General features: G+C 67.8%; 16 protein-coding genes. 9 read left to right on the forward strand and 7 right to left on the reverse strand.

Annotated elements, in window-relative coordinates; translation table 11 throughout:
* Positions 1-2: 2 nt before the first annotated feature.
* Both BJ987_RS25650 and BJ987_RS25655 read right to left on the reverse strand, forming a co-directional pair.
* Positions 3-785: an SDR family oxidoreductase gene (locus tag BJ987_RS25650; protein ID WP_209894965.1), complete on the reverse strand. Its 783-nt coding sequence runs from the start codon at positions 783-785 to the stop codon at positions 3-5.
* Positions 786-1,991 carry a cytochrome P450 gene (locus BJ987_RS25655; RefSeq protein WP_209894966.1) on the reverse strand — a complete coding sequence of 402 codons (1,206 nt, stop codon included), beginning with the start codon at positions 1,989-1,991 and terminating at the stop codon, positions 786-788.
* 299 nt (positions 1,992-2,290) lie between these two features.
* Here BJ987_RS25655 and BJ987_RS25660 point away from each other — a divergent pair, with 299 nt between their 5' ends.
* The 6 genes from BJ987_RS25660 to BJ987_RS25685 are packed head-to-tail and all read left to right on the forward strand — an operon-like array spanning position 2,291 to position 7,990.
* Entirely contained in the window at positions 2,291-3,763 is a 1,473-nt protein-coding gene (locus tag BJ987_RS25660) for an aldehyde dehydrogenase (protein ID WP_209894967.1), read from the forward strand.
* Positions 3,764-3,815: 52 nt separating this feature from the next.
* Complete coding sequence (locus BJ987_RS25665) at positions 3,816-4,565, forward strand: SDR family oxidoreductase (RefSeq protein ID WP_209894969.1); 750 nt, start codon at positions 3,816-3,818, stop codon at positions 4,563-4,565.
* Entirely contained in the window at positions 4,562-5,440 is an 879-nt protein-coding gene (locus BJ987_RS25670) for an NAD(P)-dependent oxidoreductase (protein ID WP_209894970.1), read from the forward strand. The genes BJ987_RS25665 and BJ987_RS25670 overlap by 4 nt, the downstream gene beginning before the upstream one ends.
* A 27-nt stretch (positions 5,441-5,467) precedes the next feature.
* Positions 5,468-5,881 (forward strand): carboxymuconolactone decarboxylase family protein, encoded by a 414-nt coding sequence (locus BJ987_RS25675; protein ID WP_209894972.1) that lies wholly within the window; start codon positions 5,468-5,470, stop codon positions 5,879-5,881.
* A 13-nt stretch (positions 5,882-5,894) separates the two neighbouring features.
* Complete coding sequence (locus BJ987_RS25680; RefSeq protein WP_209894974.1) at positions 5,895-7,385, forward strand: FAD-dependent oxidoreductase; 1,491 nt, start codon at positions 5,895-5,897, stop codon at positions 7,383-7,385.
* An 11-nt stretch (positions 7,386-7,396) separates the two neighbouring features.
* Positions 7,397-7,990 carry a TetR/AcrR family transcriptional regulator gene (locus BJ987_RS25685; RefSeq protein WP_209894976.1) on the forward strand — a complete coding sequence of 198 codons (594 nt, stop codon included), beginning with the start codon at positions 7,397-7,399 and terminating at the stop codon, positions 7,988-7,990.
* Positions 7,991-7,996: 6 nt separating this feature from the next.
* Here the strand turns inward: BJ987_RS25685 and BJ987_RS25690 are convergent, their stop codons facing one another.
* The 3 genes from BJ987_RS25690 to BJ987_RS25700 form a co-directional block, all read right to left on the reverse strand.
* Entirely contained in the window at positions 7,997-8,746 is a 750-nt protein-coding gene (locus BJ987_RS25690; protein WP_209894978.1) for an SDR family oxidoreductase, read from the reverse strand.
* A 443-nt stretch (positions 8,747-9,189) separates the two neighbouring features.
* Positions 9,190-10,776: a GMC family oxidoreductase gene (locus BJ987_RS25695; protein ID WP_209894980.1), complete on the reverse strand. Its 1,587-nt coding sequence runs from the start codon at positions 10,774-10,776 to the stop codon at positions 9,190-9,192.
* A 95-nt stretch (positions 10,777-10,871) separates the two neighbouring features.
* A complete protein-coding gene (locus BJ987_RS25700; protein ID WP_209894982.1) occupies positions 10,872-11,054 on the reverse strand; it encodes a hypothetical protein in 183 nt (60 codons plus the stop codon).
* A gap of 113 nt (positions 11,055-11,167) precedes the next feature.
* Between BJ987_RS25700 and BJ987_RS25705 the strand changes: the two genes are divergently transcribed.
* Positions 11,168-12,049, forward strand: a complete 882-nt coding sequence (locus BJ987_RS25705) for a sigma-70 family RNA polymerase sigma factor (protein WP_209894984.1) — start codon at positions 11,168-11,170, stop codon at positions 12,047-12,049.
* Positions 12,050-12,157: 108 nt separating this feature from the next.
* On the opposite strand, the gene BJ987_RS25710 is transcribed toward BJ987_RS25705, so the two are convergent.
* Complete coding sequence (locus BJ987_RS25710) at positions 12,158-12,634, reverse strand: HAD-IIIC family phosphatase (protein WP_209894986.1); 477 nt, start codon at positions 12,632-12,634, stop codon at positions 12,158-12,160.
* 309 nt (positions 12,635-12,943) lie between these two features.
* Between BJ987_RS25710 and BJ987_RS25715 the strand changes: the two genes are divergently transcribed.
* Positions 12,944-14,164, forward strand: coding sequence for a PucR family transcriptional regulator (locus tag BJ987_RS25715; protein WP_209894988.1), 1,221 nt, complete (start codon positions 12,944-12,946; stop codon positions 14,162-14,164).
* On the opposite strand, the gene BJ987_RS25720 is transcribed toward BJ987_RS25715, so the two are convergent.
* Positions 14,165-15,157, reverse strand: coding sequence for an alpha/beta hydrolase (locus tag BJ987_RS25720; protein ID WP_209899074.1), 993 nt, complete (start codon positions 15,155-15,157; stop codon positions 14,165-14,167).
* Positions 15,158-15,630: 473 nt separating this feature from the next.
* On the opposite strand from BJ987_RS25720, the gene BJ987_RS25725 reads away from it, so the two are divergent.
* On the forward strand, positions 15,631-17,133 hold the full coding sequence (locus tag BJ987_RS25725) for an acyltransferase domain-containing protein (RefSeq protein WP_307869755.1): 1,503 nt from the start codon (positions 15,631-15,633) through the stop codon (positions 17,131-17,133).
* Positions 17,134-17,144 lie beyond the last annotated feature (11 nt).

Below are 17,144 nucleotides of genomic sequence, written 5' to 3' on the forward strand. Positions count from 1 at the left end.
TCCTAATCCTGTTTGCGCAGCGGCGCTTCCGGCTGCACCTCGACGAGCACCAGGTGCGCACCGCGCGGCGCGCTCACCACGGCCAGCACCGCGGCGGCCAGATCCTCGGCGCGCAGCATGTAGGGGTGGCGGGCGAAACCCCAGTCCTTCCAGGCCTGCAGCATCGGGCCGACTACCTCGGGGGTCGAGTTCATGCCCATGCCGGTCAGCGTGGGGCCGGGGCGCACCAGGGAGGCGCGAACGCCGGTGCCCTCCAGTTCCATCCGCAGTTGCAGTGCCATCGCCTCGAGCCCGGCCTTCGCGGCGCTGTAGGCGCCGGTCTGCGGCCGCGGCTCGGGCGCGCAGTCGGAGCTGATGAGCACGAAATCGCCGCGCTGCCTTGCGATCATGCCCGGCAGGACCTGGTTCGCGAGGCGGTGCGCGCCGCCCAGGTGCACGCCGATCTGGTGCATGAACCGTTCCGGGTCCATCTCGTGGACGGGCCCGAACTCGATATCACCGGCACCGGACACCAGAATCTCGGTCGGCCCGAGTTCGCGCTCGGCGGCGCTGACGAACTCCGCCACCGACGCGGCGTCGGTGACGTCGAGCCGGTGCGCGAAAGCTGTTCCGCCGTCGGCCGTGATCTTCGCCGCGAGTTCCTCGCATTTGTCTGCCCGGCGGGCGCCCAGCGCGACCGGATGGCCGAGACCGGCCAGCGCGATCGCGGTGGCGGCCCCGATACCGGAGGAGGCTCCGGCGACCAGGGCGGGCCTGCGGTCGGGATTGGGTTCGAAACGGGGCATTTACCGGACCTCCACGGTGATGGGGAGTTTCGCGAAACCGCGGACATTGCTGGAGTGCACGCGTTCGATCCCGGCGTCCTCGACGTCGTAGCCGCGGACCCGGGCGGCGAATTCGCGCAGTGCGACATTGGTTTCCAGCCGGGCCAGGTGCGCGCCGAGGCAGAAGTGCACGCCCGCACCGAAACTGGCGAGCGCGGCTTTGTCGGGGCGTTCGATCCGGAAGTCGTCGCCGTCGGCGAAAACCTCGGGATCACGGTTGGCCGAGCCGATCAACAACAGCACCTTGGCGCCGGCGGGGATGGTGCCGTACGGATAGTCGATGTCGGTGGTGGCGGTCCTGGCCAGGATCTGGCTCGAGGTGTCGTAGCGCAACGTTTCCTCGACCCAGTCCGAGACCAGGTGATCGTCGGCGGCGACCTTGGCGTACTCCCCGGGGTTCTTCGCGCCCCAATACAGGGCGTTGCCGAGCAGTTTGGTGGTGGTCTCGTTACCCGCGACGACCATCAAGAACATGAAGCCGATGATTTCCTCCTCGGTGAGCCGGTCGCCGTCGGTTTCGACGTTGAGCAGGGCGGAGGTGAGGTCGTCGGCGGGAGTGCGGCGGCGTTCGGCGACCATGTCGGCGTAGTAGCCGATGAGGGTCATGGAGGCCTGCGCGGCGGCCATCGGGATGTCGAGGACGCCGTCTTCGCGATGCACGACCAGGTCGGCGAGCCTGCGGATCTCGGCGCGATCGGCGGCCGGGACACCCATCAGCTCCGAGATCACGTCCATGGGGAGTTTGCCCGCGACCTCGTCGATCCAGTCGAAACCGCCGCGCGCCAGAGCCGGCTCCAAGTAGGACAGCGTGAGCTCGCGGATGCGGTCCTCCATCTCGGCGACCCGCTTGGGGGTGAAGCCTTTGAAGACCAGGCGGCGCAGACGCAGGTGCCGGGGGTCGTCCATCGCCAGGAACGACATCACCCGGTGCGCGTGCGGGCCGTAGGCGGCGGGATCCAGGGAGACGCCGTTGGCACTCGACAGCCGGGCGGCGTCGCGGAAACCGTTGGTGACATCCACATGCCGCGACAGCGCCCAGAATCCGAGTTCCGCGTTGTGATACAGCGGGGCTTCGGCACGCAGGCGCTGATATGTCGGGTACGGATCCTCGTGGAAGCGATAGTCGTACGGGTCGAAGATCAGCGGCTCCACTGACGCGGCAGTCATCACGCACACCCCTCCTGCGAGAACACGTTCTCGCTCATCGACAGGCCCTGAACGCCAGTGGGAGACACATAGCTGGACATGTGTCTGGACGGTACCAGCGACCCCGGGCTTCGACAACGATTCCCTGGGAATAGCCGAAGATTCGGCGCAGACCGGAACGCTCGAACGGAATCGGCCAACCCCGTTGGCGCACACCACCACCCGCCCCGGCCGCGCGAACTGCCTGTAACTCGTTCTTGCATCGTTTCCGCAGTCCGGACTATATTCCGTACACGTGTCCAGACAGGATCGGAGTTTGCATGAGCAGCCTTCTGCCCGCCGATAGTGCGCCAATGCTGGTCGGCGGCAAGCTGATCGACGGGGGTAACGGCGTCTTCGCCACGATCAACCCCGCCACCGAGGAGGTGCTCGGCCAGGCCGCCGACGCGAACACCGCCGACCTCGATACCGCGATCACCGCCGCGCGCACCGCGTTCGACGACACCGACTGGTCTCGCGATCACGCCTTCCGCGCGCACTGCCTACGCCAGCTGCGCACCGCACTGGAGGCGAATATCGAGGAGCTGCGGGCGATTACGGTCGCGGAGGCGGGCGCACCGCTGATGTTCACCCGCGGTCCACAGCTGGAGGGGCCGATCGCGGATTTGGAGTATGCGGCCGGACTCGCCGAAACCTACCCATGGGAAACCGATCTCGGCACTGCCGCACCGATGGGCATCACGAGCCACCGGGTCGTGCGCCGGGAGGCTGTCGGCGTGGTCGGCGCGATCACGCCGTGGAACTTCCCGCACCAGATCAACTTCGCCAAGCTCGGTCCCGCGCTCGCCGCCGGGAACACGCTGGTGCTCAAGCCCGCTCCGGATACGCCCTGGTGCGCGGCCGCGGTCGGCGTCGTCATCGCCGAGCACACCGATATCCCGGCCGGGGTGGTGAACATCGTGACCTCGGCCAACCATGCGCTGGGGTCGATCCTCACCGAGGATCCGCGGGTCGACATGATCAGCTTCACCGGTTCGACCCAGACCGGCCGAGCGGTGATGCGGGGCGCGGCGGCGAACCTGAAGAAGGCGTTCCTCGAACTCGGCGGCAAGTCGGCGGCCATCGTCCTGGATGACGCGAATCTCGCTGCCGCCGTGGGTGTTACCGCGTTCTCGGTCAGCGTGCACGCCGGCCAGGGGTGCGCGCTGAGCACCCGCCTGCTGGTACCACGCGCCGCCTACGACGAGGCAATCGAAGTCGCGGCCACGACGTTGCGCGGCATCAAGCCCGGCGACCCGAACTCCCCCGGCACCGTGTGCGGGCCGCTCATTTCCGAGCGTCAGCGCACCCGGGTGGAACGGTACCTGGAGATCGCACGGACCGAAGGCGGCCGGATCGTGGTGGGCGGCGGCCGGCCCGCCGGACAGGACCGGGGCTACTTCATCGAGCCGACCCTCATCGCCGACGTCCCGAACAGCGCGACCGTCGCGCGGGAGGAGATCTTCGGGCCGGTGCTGGTGATCATCCCGCACGACGGCGACGACGACGCCATCCGCATCGCCAACGATTCCCCGTACGGGCTCTCCGGCTCGGTGTGGGGCACCGATCCCGCTCGCCTCCGGCATGTCACCGACCGGGTCCGTACCGGAACGCTCAGCGTCAACGGCGGTATCTGGTACTCCGCCGACGCACCCTTCGGCGGCTACAAACAGTCCGGCATCGGCCGGGAAATGGGTGTCGCCGGGTTCGAGGAGTACCTGGAAACCAAGCTGATCTCGACCGCCGCGGGGTGAGCTCAGCGCCCAGCGAACACCGCCGACAGACCTAGATAGAGGAGCACACCCCATGGCCCGATTCACCGGAAAGTCCGCCATCGTCACCGGCGCCGCGCAGGGTATCGGCGCGGCCTACGCCGCCGCACTCGCCGCCGAGGGCGCGAAAGTCGTTGTCGCCGACTTGAATACCGAGCGCGGGCAGGCGACGGCGGAGAAGATCACCGCGGACGGTGGAACCGCGGTGTTCGCGCGCTGCGACGTCGCCGATCCGGATTCCGCCAAGGAGCTGGCCGAATTCACCGTCGCGGAATTCGGCGGCATCGACCATCTGGTCAACAACGCCGCCATCTACGGCGACATGAAACTCAACCTGCTGTTGACCGTGCCGTGGGACTACTACAAGAAGTTCATGTCGGTGAACATGGACGGCGCGCTCAACGTGACCCGCGCCGTATGGCCGCACATGCGCAGGAAGGGCGGGTCGATCGTCAACCAGTCCTCCACGGCCGCCTGGACTTATTCGAGTTTCTACGGGCTGGCCAAGGTCGGCGTGAATGGGTTGACCCAGCAGCTGGCCTTCGAACTCGGCGGCAACAACATCCGGATCAACGCCATCGCGCCCGGGCCGATCGACACCGAAGCGACCAAGGCCGTCACGCCGGAGCAGATCGTGACCGACATGGTGAACCGGCTGCCGCTCAAGCGGATGGGCACGCCGCAGGATCTCGTCGGCGCCTGCCTGTACCTGCTCTCCGACGACGCGAGCTGGGTGACCGGTCAAATCTTCAATATCGACGGCGGACAGGTGTTCCGGGCATGACGGATCGGGTCGGGTTCATCGGGCTGGGCAATATGGGCGCCCCCATGGCCGAACGCCTGCTGGCGTGGCAGGGCGGGCTGACAGTCAGCGACATGCGGGCCGACGCGATGCGGCCGTACGCCGATTCCGGTGCGGCTACGGCGTTGTCCGCCGCGCAGCTCGCCGAGCAGTGCCAGGTCATCTCGATCGCCGTAGTGAACGACGAGCAGGTGCGATCGGTACTGAGCGGCCCCGACGGTGTCCTGGAGACCGCGAAACCCGGCACCGTCGTCGCCGTGCACTCCACCATCAGCGACCGCACCGCCGAAGAACTCGCCACCGAATGCGCCGCCCACAGCGTCGAATTCGTGGACGCGCCGATCAGCGGCGGCGCGGCGGGGGCGGCGAGCGGCCGGCTCGCGGTCATGGTCGGCGGTAGCGAGGCCGCCTTCCAGCGCGTCCGCGCGCCGTTCGGCACCTTCGCGGACCTGATCGTGCACGCCGGGCCGGTGGGTGCGGGCACCCGGATGAAGCTGGCGCGCAATCTGCTGCATTTCATCGCGTTCACCGCGACCACCGAGGCGCAGCGCCTCGCCGAGGCCTCGGGTCTGAACATCACCGAGCTCGGCAAGGTGGTGCGCCACTCCGACGCCGTCACCGGCGGACCTGGGGCGATCATGTTGCGCGACAGCACCGCATCCATCGAGCCGGGCGACTTCTGGCTGCCGATTCTGCGGCACGTCCGCGACCTCGGCGAGAAGGATCTCGCGCTCGCCCTGGACTTGGCCGGCCGCCTCGACGTGCCCCTCCCGCTGGCCGAGCTCGCGCTCGAACACCTCGGTCCCGGCCTGGGCGTCGGGCAAGGCCCCGCCGTCGCGGAACGGCGCACACCGTGAACCCACAGCTTCGAAAGGCGAATTGCCATGAGTGAGAACACCAACGGCTCCGCGGACGAACGCCGCCGCCGCGGGCTGGAGAAGATGGCCGAGGTCTACGGCACCGAATTCCAGAACTATCCCGGCGACCACTTCGCGATGACCGCCGACCATCTCTTCGCCGATGTCTGGTCGCGCGAAGGCCTCAGCATCCGCGACCGGCGTCTGCTGCTGCTCGGCGCGTTGACCGCGCAGAACCTCATGGACACCGCGGGCATCCAGATCGGCGCGGCCCTGCGCAACAAGGAACTGACCGAAGCCGAACTGCACGAGATCGCTTTGTTCCTCTGTCACTATGTGGGCTGGCCCAGCGGCACCAAACTCGACATTCTGGTGGGAACCATTGTGGCCCAGCAGAAGAAGGCCGCACGCAAAGAGCAGTCCGAGAGCACCGAGAAGTAAGGATCCACCGACCATGGCCGACGCCACCATTCGTCCCCTGCCCGCCGCGGACATCACCGACTGGGACCTGCGCGCCGACGTGGTGATCGCCGGCTACGGCATCGCCGGGGTCTGCGCCGCCATCGAAGCGGCCCGCGCCGGCGCCGAGGTGCTGATCCTGGAGCGCACCGGCGGCTGGGGCGGCGCGGCCGCGATGGCGGGCGGATTCATCTACCTGGGCGGCGGCACTCCGCTGCAGCAGGCGCTCGGTTTCGAGGACACTCCCGAGAACATGGAGAAGTTCCTGCTCGCGGCGATCGGCGCGGGCGCGGACCGAGCCAAGATCGCGGACTACTGCCGGGGCAGCGTCGAGCACTACAACTGGCTGGTGGCCGCGGGAGTGCCGTTCCGCGAAGCGTTCTGGGGTCAGCCGGGCTGGGAGCCGCCGCACGACGAGGGCCTGATGTACTCCGGCGGCGAGAACGCGGCACCGTTCAACACGATCGCGAAACCCGCTCCCCGCGGACATGTTCCGCAGTACGGCGAGAAGAAGATCGGACAGCGCAGCGGCGGATACATGCTGATGAAGCCGCTCGCCGAGACCGCCGAATCGCTCGGCGTCCGAGCCGAATACGACACCCGGATCCGGCGGCTCATCGTCGACCAGACCGGACGCGTGGCCGGCGTGCTGGCCACCCAGTTCGGCAAAGAGGTCACCATCCGCGCCGAACGCGGCGTGGTGCTGGCCACCGGCAGCTTCGCCTACCAGCAGCAGATGATCGAGGATTACGCGCCGCGGCTGATCGGACGGCCCGCCGCCGCCATCGAAGAGCACGACGGAATCGGCATCCGGCTGGCTCAAGCGCTCGGCGCGGATCTGGCGCACATGGACGCCACCGAGGTCGCCTTCTTCGGCGACCCGCAACTACTGGCGCGCGGCATCCTCGTCAACGGGCGCGGGCAGCGGTACGTGCCCGAGGACACCTACGGTGGGCGCATCGGTCAGCTCACGCTGATGCAGCAGGACAACCAGGCCTATCTCGTCATCGACGAAACCGCCTACGAAGAGGCGCTGGCCACCGAAACCGCGACTCCGTTCTTCCGGCAGCCACCGAAATGGGCGGCCGAGACCGTCGCGGAACTCGAGGCCGATATGGGGTTGCCGGAGTTGTCGTTGCAGTCCACCGTCGACTGCTACAACCTGCACGCCGCCAAGGGATCCGATCCACTGCTCGGCAAGAAGCCGGAATGGGTTCGTCCGCTGACCGGTTCGCTCGCCGCGTTCGACATGCGCGGATTCACCGCCGGTTTCACCCTCGGCGGACTGCGCACCGACCTCGAGTCGCGGGTCCTGCACGTCTCCGGCGACCCGATACCGGGCCTGTTCGCCGCGGGCCGGTGCACCTCCGGCATCGCCACCGGCGGCTACGTCAGCGGCGCCTCGCTCGGCGACGGCAGTTTCTACGGACGGCGAGCGGGCGTCGCCGCCGCCGGCAGTGTCCTTACCCAGCACGCGACCGAGTAGGATTCAGACACATGTCCGAAGCGCAGTCCATCGACGGCACCCCCATCATCATGGAGGCGACCCGCCGCCGCCTCACCGGCAAGCAGGCCGACACCGTCGACAAGCTGACTCGCTCGGCCGTGGAAGTGCTTGCCCGCGAAGGCTTCGCGGGCATGACCATTCGTCTGGTAGCGGCCGCCGCCGGCGTCGGCACGGCGACGGCCTACACCTACTTCTCCTCCAAGGAACACCTGGTCGCCGAAATCTTCTGGCGCCGCCTCGTTTCCAACCCGTCCCCCGCCAGCGAGGATCCGGACCCCGCCGTCCGGGTCATCGCGGAACTGCGCACCATCGCCATGCTCGTCGCCGATGAACAGGAACTCTCCGGCGCCGTCACCAGCGCCCTGCTCGGCCGCGACCCCGATGTCGAGCACCTGCGCATCCGGATCGGCGCGGAAATCCGCAAGCGCCTGATCCGCGCGCTCGGCCCCGAGCCCGACCTCGAGATCATCGAATCCCTGGAACTCCTCTACGCCGGCGCCCTGGTCCGCGCCGGTATGGGCTACGCCTCCTACTCCGAGATCGCGGACCTCATCGAGAAGTCCGCACTGCGCGTCCTGAAGTAGATGGCGCTAACGCCCGCCCGCGACATCGATGAACGTGCCCGTCACATACGAGGCCTGCTCCGAGAGCAACCACACGATGGCCTCGGCCACCTCCTCGGGCCGCCCGCCCCGGCCCATCGGTAGCGTCGGCCCGATCCGATCGACGCGCCCCGGCTCCCCGCCATCGGCGTGCATCTCGGTGTAGATGAATCCCGGGCGCACCGAATTGACCCGAATCCCTTCCCCCGCGACCTCCAACGCCAGCCCTCGCGTGAAGGTGTCCAGCGCGCCTTTGCTGGCCGCATAGTCCACATACTCCCCCGGCGACCCGAGCCGCGCCGCGGCCGAGGACACGTTCACGATCGCCCCGCCGCCCCCGCCGTGCCTCGTCGACATCCGCCGCACCGCGTTACGCGCGCACAGCATCGGCCCGATCACATTCACCGTCATCACCCGCCGCAACCGCTCGACGTCGAGTTCCTCCGTCCGGCACTGCTTTTCGAGTATCGCGGCATTGTTGACCAGCCCCGTCAATCCACCGAACTCCGCGTCCACGGCCCCGAACAACTCCTCGATATCCGCCGCCTCAGCCAGATCGGCCCGCACCGCCAGCCCCACACCCCCCGTTCTCCCGATCTCCTCGCACACCCGTTCCGCCGCCTGCGCATCCTTCCGATACGTGACGCAAACCCGCTCGCCCCGCCGACCCAATGCCAACGCCACCGCCGCCCCGATCCCGCGGCTACCACCGGTGACCAGCACACACCCCGAACCCATCGGCCACCTCCACTCGAGCCGCCAAGTCGCTGGCCACGCTACCGCTCCCGGGCCGGATGCCGAGGCAGTTTTCCGGGCACACCAGGCCGGATGTGCACCCGCACACTCCGAGCCAGTGACCCGCTCTGCCCGAGCCGCGCAGAGTCCACTGTCGGCTCTCGGCGCGGTTTTTCGGCGTGGTGTCAAACTTGCCGCTGGGCACTCGAATTAGCCCGTGTCTGCATGGCAATAAACTGCTTATACATAGTTAGATGCGCATATCTACACTATGGGATGTTCAACATAGGTTCGGAGGCGGTCAGGTTTCAAAGCGTCAAACCTGGCCGATACCTCGCGCTGTTCCGTAAGTCGAGCCCTGGCACTCGCGCCCATCGAACAAACCTGCGGACCAGTCGATTCCCCTGTCCCACAGGGCTATCGACTGGTCCCCTCCCCCGCCGGAGTTAATCGGCGAGGATGAATCCCGCGGCTTGCTCGCCGATGAAAACGGCGGGAGCGTAGGTGTGGCCACGAATGAGCAGTGGCATGACCGAGGCGTCGGCGACTCGCAGTGCCTCTACTCCACGGACTTTCAGATGTGGATCCACGACGCTGGCGGGGTCCGTACCCATACGACAGGTACCGACGGGATGGTAGAGGGTATGGGAGTAGCCGTTGAGGGCGAGCTCGAGGGTGGCTTCGAGATCGGGCGGGGACTTCGGCGGATAGATGAGCGGTCCGAGGATCGATTTCATGGCCGGCTTAGCGGCGAGATCCGCGCACACCCGCAGGCCCGCCATGATCGCCGCGCGGTCGGCATCCGCGCTGTCGGTGAGGTAGCCGGGATCGATCACCGGTTTGGTGGTGGGATCGGCTGCCGCCAAACCGATCCGGCCGCGACTGCGTGGACGGAGCAGCACAGTCGCCAGGATGACGCCGTGTTCGCTCGGATCCCGCAAGCCTTCGTAGAAGAACGGCGCGGGTGCGTAGATCAGCTCGAGGTCGGGCAGTTCGAGGTCGGGCCGGGAACGCACGAATCCGTACGCCTCGCCGACGTTGGAGGTGAGCATGCCACGGTGCCGAACCAGGTAGTCGATGAGTTCCCTGGGCTTCTCGGCGTCGAAGAGGGAATCGGCCGCAACGCCGTAGCCGATGCCGGCGACGAGATGATCCTGTAGGTTCGCGCCCACCTCCGAGCTGTGCTGCACGGTCGCGATGCCGTGCCGGCCCAGTTCCACCATGTCTCCCACGCCCGAGAGCATCAGTAGTTGCGGACTGTTGATCGCGCCGCCGCACAGCACCACCTCGCGGCGCGCGGTAACCGTGTATGTCTCCGCGCCGCGGCGGTATTCGACACCCACGGCTCGTTTGCCATCGAAGAGCACCCGGGTTGCCGGCGCTTCCGGGAGCACCGTGAGGTTGGGCCGCCGCATGGCCGGTCTCAGGTACGCGTCGGCAGTACTCCAGCGACGCCCGCGGCGCTGGGTCACCATGGTCTGGCTGAATCCGTCGGGTCGCGGGCGATTCGGCGGCTCGACCGTGTACCCGGCTTCCCGCACCGCTGCCAGAAAGGCCGCCGTGGACGCCCGTGGACTGCGCTGTTTCGACACGTACAGCGGCCCGGTCGCCCCCTCGTCCGGATATTGGGCGTCCTGGACGTTCTCGATCCGCCGGAACTGCGCGATCGCCGCCGCGAAGCCCCATTCCTCGCCGGCGAGCAGGCCCCACTCGTCGTAGTCGGCCCGGAACCCGCGCACCCACATCATCGCGTTCATCGAGGACGAGCCACCGAACATCTTCCCGCGCGGCCAATAGATCTGCCGGTGGTCCAGCTCCGGTTGCGGCTCGGTCAGGTAGTCCCAATCCACTTCGGAGCGAAAGAGTTTCGAGAACGCGGCCGGGATATGCGTGAACTTGTTCTTGTCCGGCGGCCCGGCCTCCAGCACTACGACCCGGGTGCCGCGATCCGCGCTGAGCCGGTTCGCGAGTACCGAACCCGCCGATCCGGCCCCCACGATCACATAATCCGCAGTTAGCTCATCCGTGGCCATAGCCTGACTCCCATCCGCACCGCGCCCTCCCAACATACGAGCCGCTTCTTCGCGCAGTCCGGGTTTCCCGGAAACAACGGGAGACCGTCGATCATTCAGGCCGCGCCGAACAGCGCGGCGGAGGCGGCGGCGGCGAGTAGGTAGGGCATCGGGTAGCCCAGGTGCGAGTAATACCGGGCGCGCAGGATGGTGGCTACCGCCAGCAGGAAATAGAGGGTGAGCCCGATCGCGGCGGCCAGAGCGGCCAGCACAGTGACGACGAGATAGGTGGTATGCATGGGACCCTCCTGGGTTCGATTTGCCCGGCGTCTGCGATGGTGGACGCGGTCGGCTCCGGGGCAGTTCTCCGGCCGCTACCGAGATGACGGATACCGACGGCGATAGGTGACGAGTGAGCGGGCAGGAATTGTTGGCGCGGTCCTTCGAAGGCCGGCGCGATCACTTGCGGAGCGTCGCCTATCGCCTGCTGGGGTCCGCCGCCGACGCCGAGGACGCGGTCCAGGAGGCGTGGTTGCGTCTCGCCGCGGCCGACGCCGGAACGATCGAGAACCTGGCCGGGTGGCTCACCACCGTGGTGTCCCGGATCTGCCTGGACATGCTGCGCGCACGCGCGGCGCGGCGCGAAGATCCGCTCGACTCGGCCGGTGACGCCGCCTATGACAACGAGCCCGAACACGAAGCGGTGCTGATCGATTCGGTGGGGCGTGCCCTACTCGTGGTCCTGACTACGCTCGGCCCCGATGAACGGGTCGCCTTCGTCCTGCACGATATGTTCGCGGTCCCCTTCGACGAGATAGCGCCGATCGTCGGGCGCAGCACCGCGACCACCAAGAAGCTGGCCAGCCGGGCAAGGCTCCGGGCACGCGGCGAGTCCACCGCTCCGAGCGCGGAGCTCGCCCGGCAGCGGCAGGTCGTCGAGGCGTTCCTGGCGGCTGCCCGCGAGGGCGATCTCGCCGCCCTGCTGGCGGTGCTGGCGCCCGATGTGGTCCGCACCGCCGATCCCGCCGCGCTGCCCGCCGGGATGGCGGTCGTGGTCCGGGGCGCGGCGGCGGTCGCGAAGGAAACACTTGTCCTGCAACGCCGTTCGCGGGTCGCCGGGATCGCGGTGGTCGACGGCGCGGTCGGGATCATCGTCGCCCCGCGCGGCAAACTCGTGCTGGCCCTGCGAATCACAGTGGCCGACGATCGCGTTACCGCTTACGAGGTGATCGCCGACCCGGTCCGCCTGCGCGACCTCGACATCATGCCACTCCCCGGCTCCATGATCGGCTGACCGCGGCGCACCTGGCGAGCTCCGCGACTCACCGGGCGCCACCCCCGTTGACCGTTCCCAGGTAGAGCGCGAAGGTCGCGCGGGGGAAACAGGTCGGCACGGTTCCGGCTACAGCGCCGGGACGCGATCGAATCCGATCGGCGGCGTCGGTGTCGGCCGCGAATGCAGCACGGGGCGAAAGTCCGGCATTGCCGTGAGGACGTCCACGTTGCGGGCCGCGTAGCAGCGCACGCGCGGCAAAGCCCGGGTGACTTCGGCGCGCTCGATGGGTTCGGCGTCGACGAAGGCGATCGCGTCCAACGGGAGACCCAGGGTTTGCGCGATCCGGACGATCGCGGAGGACTTTCGGCCCCAGCCGATTTCGATGGCGGAGAACATCTCATAGAGGCCGTGCCGGTAGAGGGCGTCGAGGGTGCGTGCGCGGTCGCTGCGACTGGCGACGGCATGCCAGATGCCCCGGTCGCTCAGCGTGCGCAGGGTGCGCAGCGCATCCGCTTTCGGCATGGTGCCGGTGGCGTCGCAGACGACGCCGTCCCACAGGGTGTTGTCCAGTTCCCAGACCAGACATCGCAGAGCCGGTCGCATACGCCTGCTCCTATCCGCTCGTCGCACCACTCCGGTTCCCACCATGCGCGCCCGGCACATGCCGGGCAAGCCCCCGGTTTTCGGGGTGCCGGCCCGCCGTGGGCGATACTACCGGTACCGGCCGCGGAACGGACGACTCGGAATTCACCCGTGCCCCGCCTGATTCGACGCAATCTGTGCATGATCACAAATTCGCCTGCTGAACAGCTATTCGATCGCACATTGCACACCGAATCGATCCGTGCCGGGCATACTGCGGTTAGTGTGAATGCTCCACACAGCAATTTCGGGGGTGGAAGGAAGTCTTCAATGACCGTCGACAGTTCGGCTCGTCCGAGCCTGACTTTGTCCGGCAAACCGATGTCGTCCTCGCTCAAGGACGTACGCTCGCTCTCCCGCCAGATGGTCGGTCATTTCGTGGAAAACGTGGTGCCGTGTGGCACGCTGCCCGGCGACGCGATCACCGGCGACGTCACCACGATCACCCGGGTCTGCCTGGAATTCGCGGTGAGCATGCTGGACGGGGTCGACATTCCCGCCAAGCTCGCCCGGCTGCAGGACGCGGCGGCGGGCTGGGCCCGCGAAGGCGTGCCGATCGACACCATCCAGCACTCCATTCACGAGGGCTTCAAGATCGGCCTGGATCTGGTGGTGTCCAACGCCCACATCAAGGACTACGACAACCTCGTCGACGGCGCGAAAATGGTGCTGGAGATGCTGGACCAGATCACCTCCGCCATCTCCGTCGCCTACGTGCGAGAGCTGCGGGCCGTGGTCAGCGAACATCACACCGCCGTGCACACCTTGACCTCGGCGCTGCTCGGCGGGCACAGCACCTCGACCATGGCTCGTGAATGCGGCATCTCCGTCGCCCCGTCGTATGACGTTGTGGCGGTAGCCATTCCGCCGCACCGCGAGGAAGCCAACCCCGCGGTCGACACCCAGGTCGTGGCACGGCGCAAACTGCGGCGCGTGCAGGCCGAACTCGCCACGCGCTGTGGCAACAACGCCTTGTCGCTGCTCAGCGTGGACGGCGGTACGGTGCTGATTCCCGCGGGCATGTTCGAGAGCGCCGAATTGGACGCGCTGGTGGTGCAGCTCTCCCAGGCCGCGCAGGTCGGGATCACCGCGACCCTGGTGCAGGCGACGCCGGATCTGATCCCCGACGCCGCCGACCAGGCCCACGAACTGCTGGATATGGTGCAGCGCCTGCAAGCGGTGCCAGGACTCTATCGATTCGACGAACTGGCCCTGGAATATCAGCTGACCCGCCCCGGACCCGGCCGCGAATACCTCGGCTCGCTGCTGGACCCGCTCGACGAGCATCCCGAACTACTGGAAACCTTGCAGCGCCACATCGCCAACAATCTCAACCGCCAGCGCACGGCCCGCGTTCTGCACGTGCACACCAACACCGTCGACTATCGGCTCAAGCGCATCGCCCAGCTCACCGGCTTCGATCCGGCCCAGCCCTCCGGATTGTGGTATCTGCGTTCGGCCCTGGTGGCCCGCTCGTACCGCGCGAGCTGATCAGCGCTCCGGCAGACCGAGTCCGCGGGCGAGCACCGGCCACGAGTTCTTCAGCGCCTCTTGCCAATAGCCCCAGGAGTGCGAGCCGGTGGGCTGGAAGTCGAAGGTGGCGGGAATGCCGAGCCGATCGAGCTTGTCCCGCAGGTTGTGCGTGCACCAGTTGACGGCCGCCTCGATCACTCCGCCGAGCACCAGTTGATTGACGAAGCCGCGCGGTCCCGGCTGCATGTGCGTGCCGTTGTAGACGTCGTACATGCCCGGCACGCCGGTCCCGGTGGAGACGTACAACTCCAGCCCACGCAGTTGCCCGGCGTGTACATAGGGGTCGTTGGCCGCCCACATCGGATCATCCGGTGGACCGTACATGTTCACGGTATTGCCGCCGCCCCAACTCTCCACGGCCAGCTCGATGAACTTCCGCCCGATCGGATCACTGGTCTGCGCGCATCCGCTGTAGGCGGCGACCGCGCGGTACAGCCCGGGTGCGGCGATCGGCAGTTGCAACACCGAGGTTCCCGAAGTCGACAGTCCGGCAATGGCATTCGCGCCGGTAGTCTCGAATTCGGCGTCGATCAGCGGCGGGAGCTCCTCGGTCAGGAAGGTCTTCCATTTGTAGAGCCCGAGTTTCGGGTCCGGCGCCCGCCAGTCGGTGTAGTAGCTCCACTTGCCGCCGATCGGCTGCACCACGTTCACCTGCTTACCCGACAGGAACCCGAGCACGTCGGTGTTCTTCTGCCAGGTGGCCGAATCCTGGCCGCCGCCACCGCCGTTCAGCAGATACAGCGTCGGGCTGGGTACCGAGCGATCGGCGGGCCGCAGCACGTCGACCATGATGTCCTGACGCATGGCCGCCGAGTAGACGCGCAGTTGCACGGTGCGCTCGCCCTTGGGCCAGGACCCGGTGATCGCGGCGCGGTCCGGCTCGGCCACGGCGGGTGGGGCCGCCAATACCGACGCGGCAACCACGGCGAATACTTGCACGCAGGTGCGCATTTTCATCGAATACTCCTAACGAGGGGCCACGCACAGCTCCATCCCGGACTCCGGGACACGAATCCGGCGCGCGAACGGCTACTTCTCCTCGATAATGCGGCCGTTCGCTTTGCACGAATTCCGGCAACGGCCGGCGCGCCAGACAGTACCGATTGCGCCGCGCATTTGCCGGTGGCTTACTCGAACCTTCGCCCGCTACACAAGCGGTGCCGCAGCCACCTTGTGAATCGCCACCATCCGCAGCGTACGACGCTGCGGAAACGCGAACATCCGGCAATTTGTCGTGATTCACAGTCATGTCCGGAGATCGCTGTGCAGTGACAATATCTTGCCGCACAGGCATTCTCGGGCCGCCCGCCGGTGCGTACCGTAGACCGAATCCGACCGCCCCGGGCACTGCGGTCGGCCACTGACCATTGCCGGCCTCAGCGCGGAGTTGCTGAATTCCCATGCCCGTGTTCGGAAGGAATGTCGTGTCGGACATCGCTATTGCTGGAATCGGCCGCCGTTTCGCCGGTGGAATCGACGCACCGGAAAGTTTCTGGCAGTTCGTCGCCGGCGAGCAGCACGCGGTTCCCGAAATTCCGGCGGATCGCTGGGGCTATCGGCGCTACGCGCACGCCCGCCGCCGGGAACCGGTCGCGCGGCCGCCGCGGCACTATGGCGTTCTCCCCCTGTCCGCCCGCAGCGCTCCCGCCGTCCGCGCCCTGGCGGGCCGATTCGCCGACTTGCTCAGCGCGGGCGCCGATCCCGGCCGGCTCGCCGAAGCGGCATGGACCCGGCTGGCCCACCATCCGTTCCGCACCGGAATACTCCTGGACGACAGCGGCGCGATGATCCGGCAGCTGAGACATTTCGCCTCGGGTGCGGGGCGGGACGCGACACGGACCGTAACCCGCGGCGGCGCTGAGCCGGTCTTCGTCTTCTCCGGCACGGGCCCGCAGTGGTGGGGTATGGCGCGCGACCTGCTCAGCGCCGACGGCGCCTTCGCCGACACCGCGCATGTGATCGACACCGAATTCCGCGCGCTGGCCGGCTGGTCGATCATCGAGGAACTCCTGATGCGCGGCGAGCTGGATGCCGGGGTGAGTTCCACCGAGTTCGCCCAGGCCGCCAATTTCCTGGTCCAAGTGGCGCTGGTCGAGGAGTTGGCCGAATTCGGTATTCGCCCGGCCGCTGTTGTCGGGCACGGCGCCGGCGAGGTCTCGGCTGCCTGCGTCAGCGGCATGCTGTCACTGAAAGACGCTGTGCGCGTGACCCATCACCGGGCCCGCGCGCAGGCCACGACCGCCGGTTCCGGCGGCATGCTGGCGACCGGTCTCACCCTCGACCAAGCCCTCGAACTCGTCGCGGACGACGTTGCCGCCGACATCGCCGCGATCGACAGTGGCACCGCGCTGACCTTGTCCGGTACTGCCGACCGGCTGGACGCGATCGCCGAACGGCTTACCGGGCAAGGTGTTCCCGCCCGTCGACTGCCCGTCGACGTGCCCTATCACAGTGCGCTGATGAACCCCATCCTCGACGACCTGCGTACCGCCCTCGCGGACCTTTCCCCGCAGCGTCCGCGAATCCCGCTCTACTCGACGGTGACCGGCGCGACCGTCGCCGAGGCAGACTGGGACGCCGAGTATTGGTGCGCGAACGTGCGCCGCCCGGTCCGCTTCGCGGATGCCGTCACCAGCCTGATCGGCGCGGGCAGCCGGGTGTTCCTCGAAGTCGGTGCGCACCCCGTGCTGTCGGGCGATATCCACCAGACCCTCTGTGACACCGGGGAAACCGGCGCTACTGTGCCGACCTTGGACCGCGAGCAGCCCGACTCCGCGAGCATCCGCACAACGCTGGCGGGCCTGTTCAGCGCAGGCGCTCTGGATCCCGCGGGGTTCTTCCCGTCGGATCGGCGAGACACCACGACCGAACGCGAGCCGAGCGCATACGCGCGGAATTCGCCGCGACCGAGCGGGACCCGGCGGTGAGGCGGATGCTT

Source organism: Nocardia goodfellowii, assembly GCF_017875645.1.
GTDB lineage: Bacteria > Actinomycetota > Actinomycetes > Mycobacteriales > Mycobacteriaceae > Nocardia > Nocardia goodfellowii.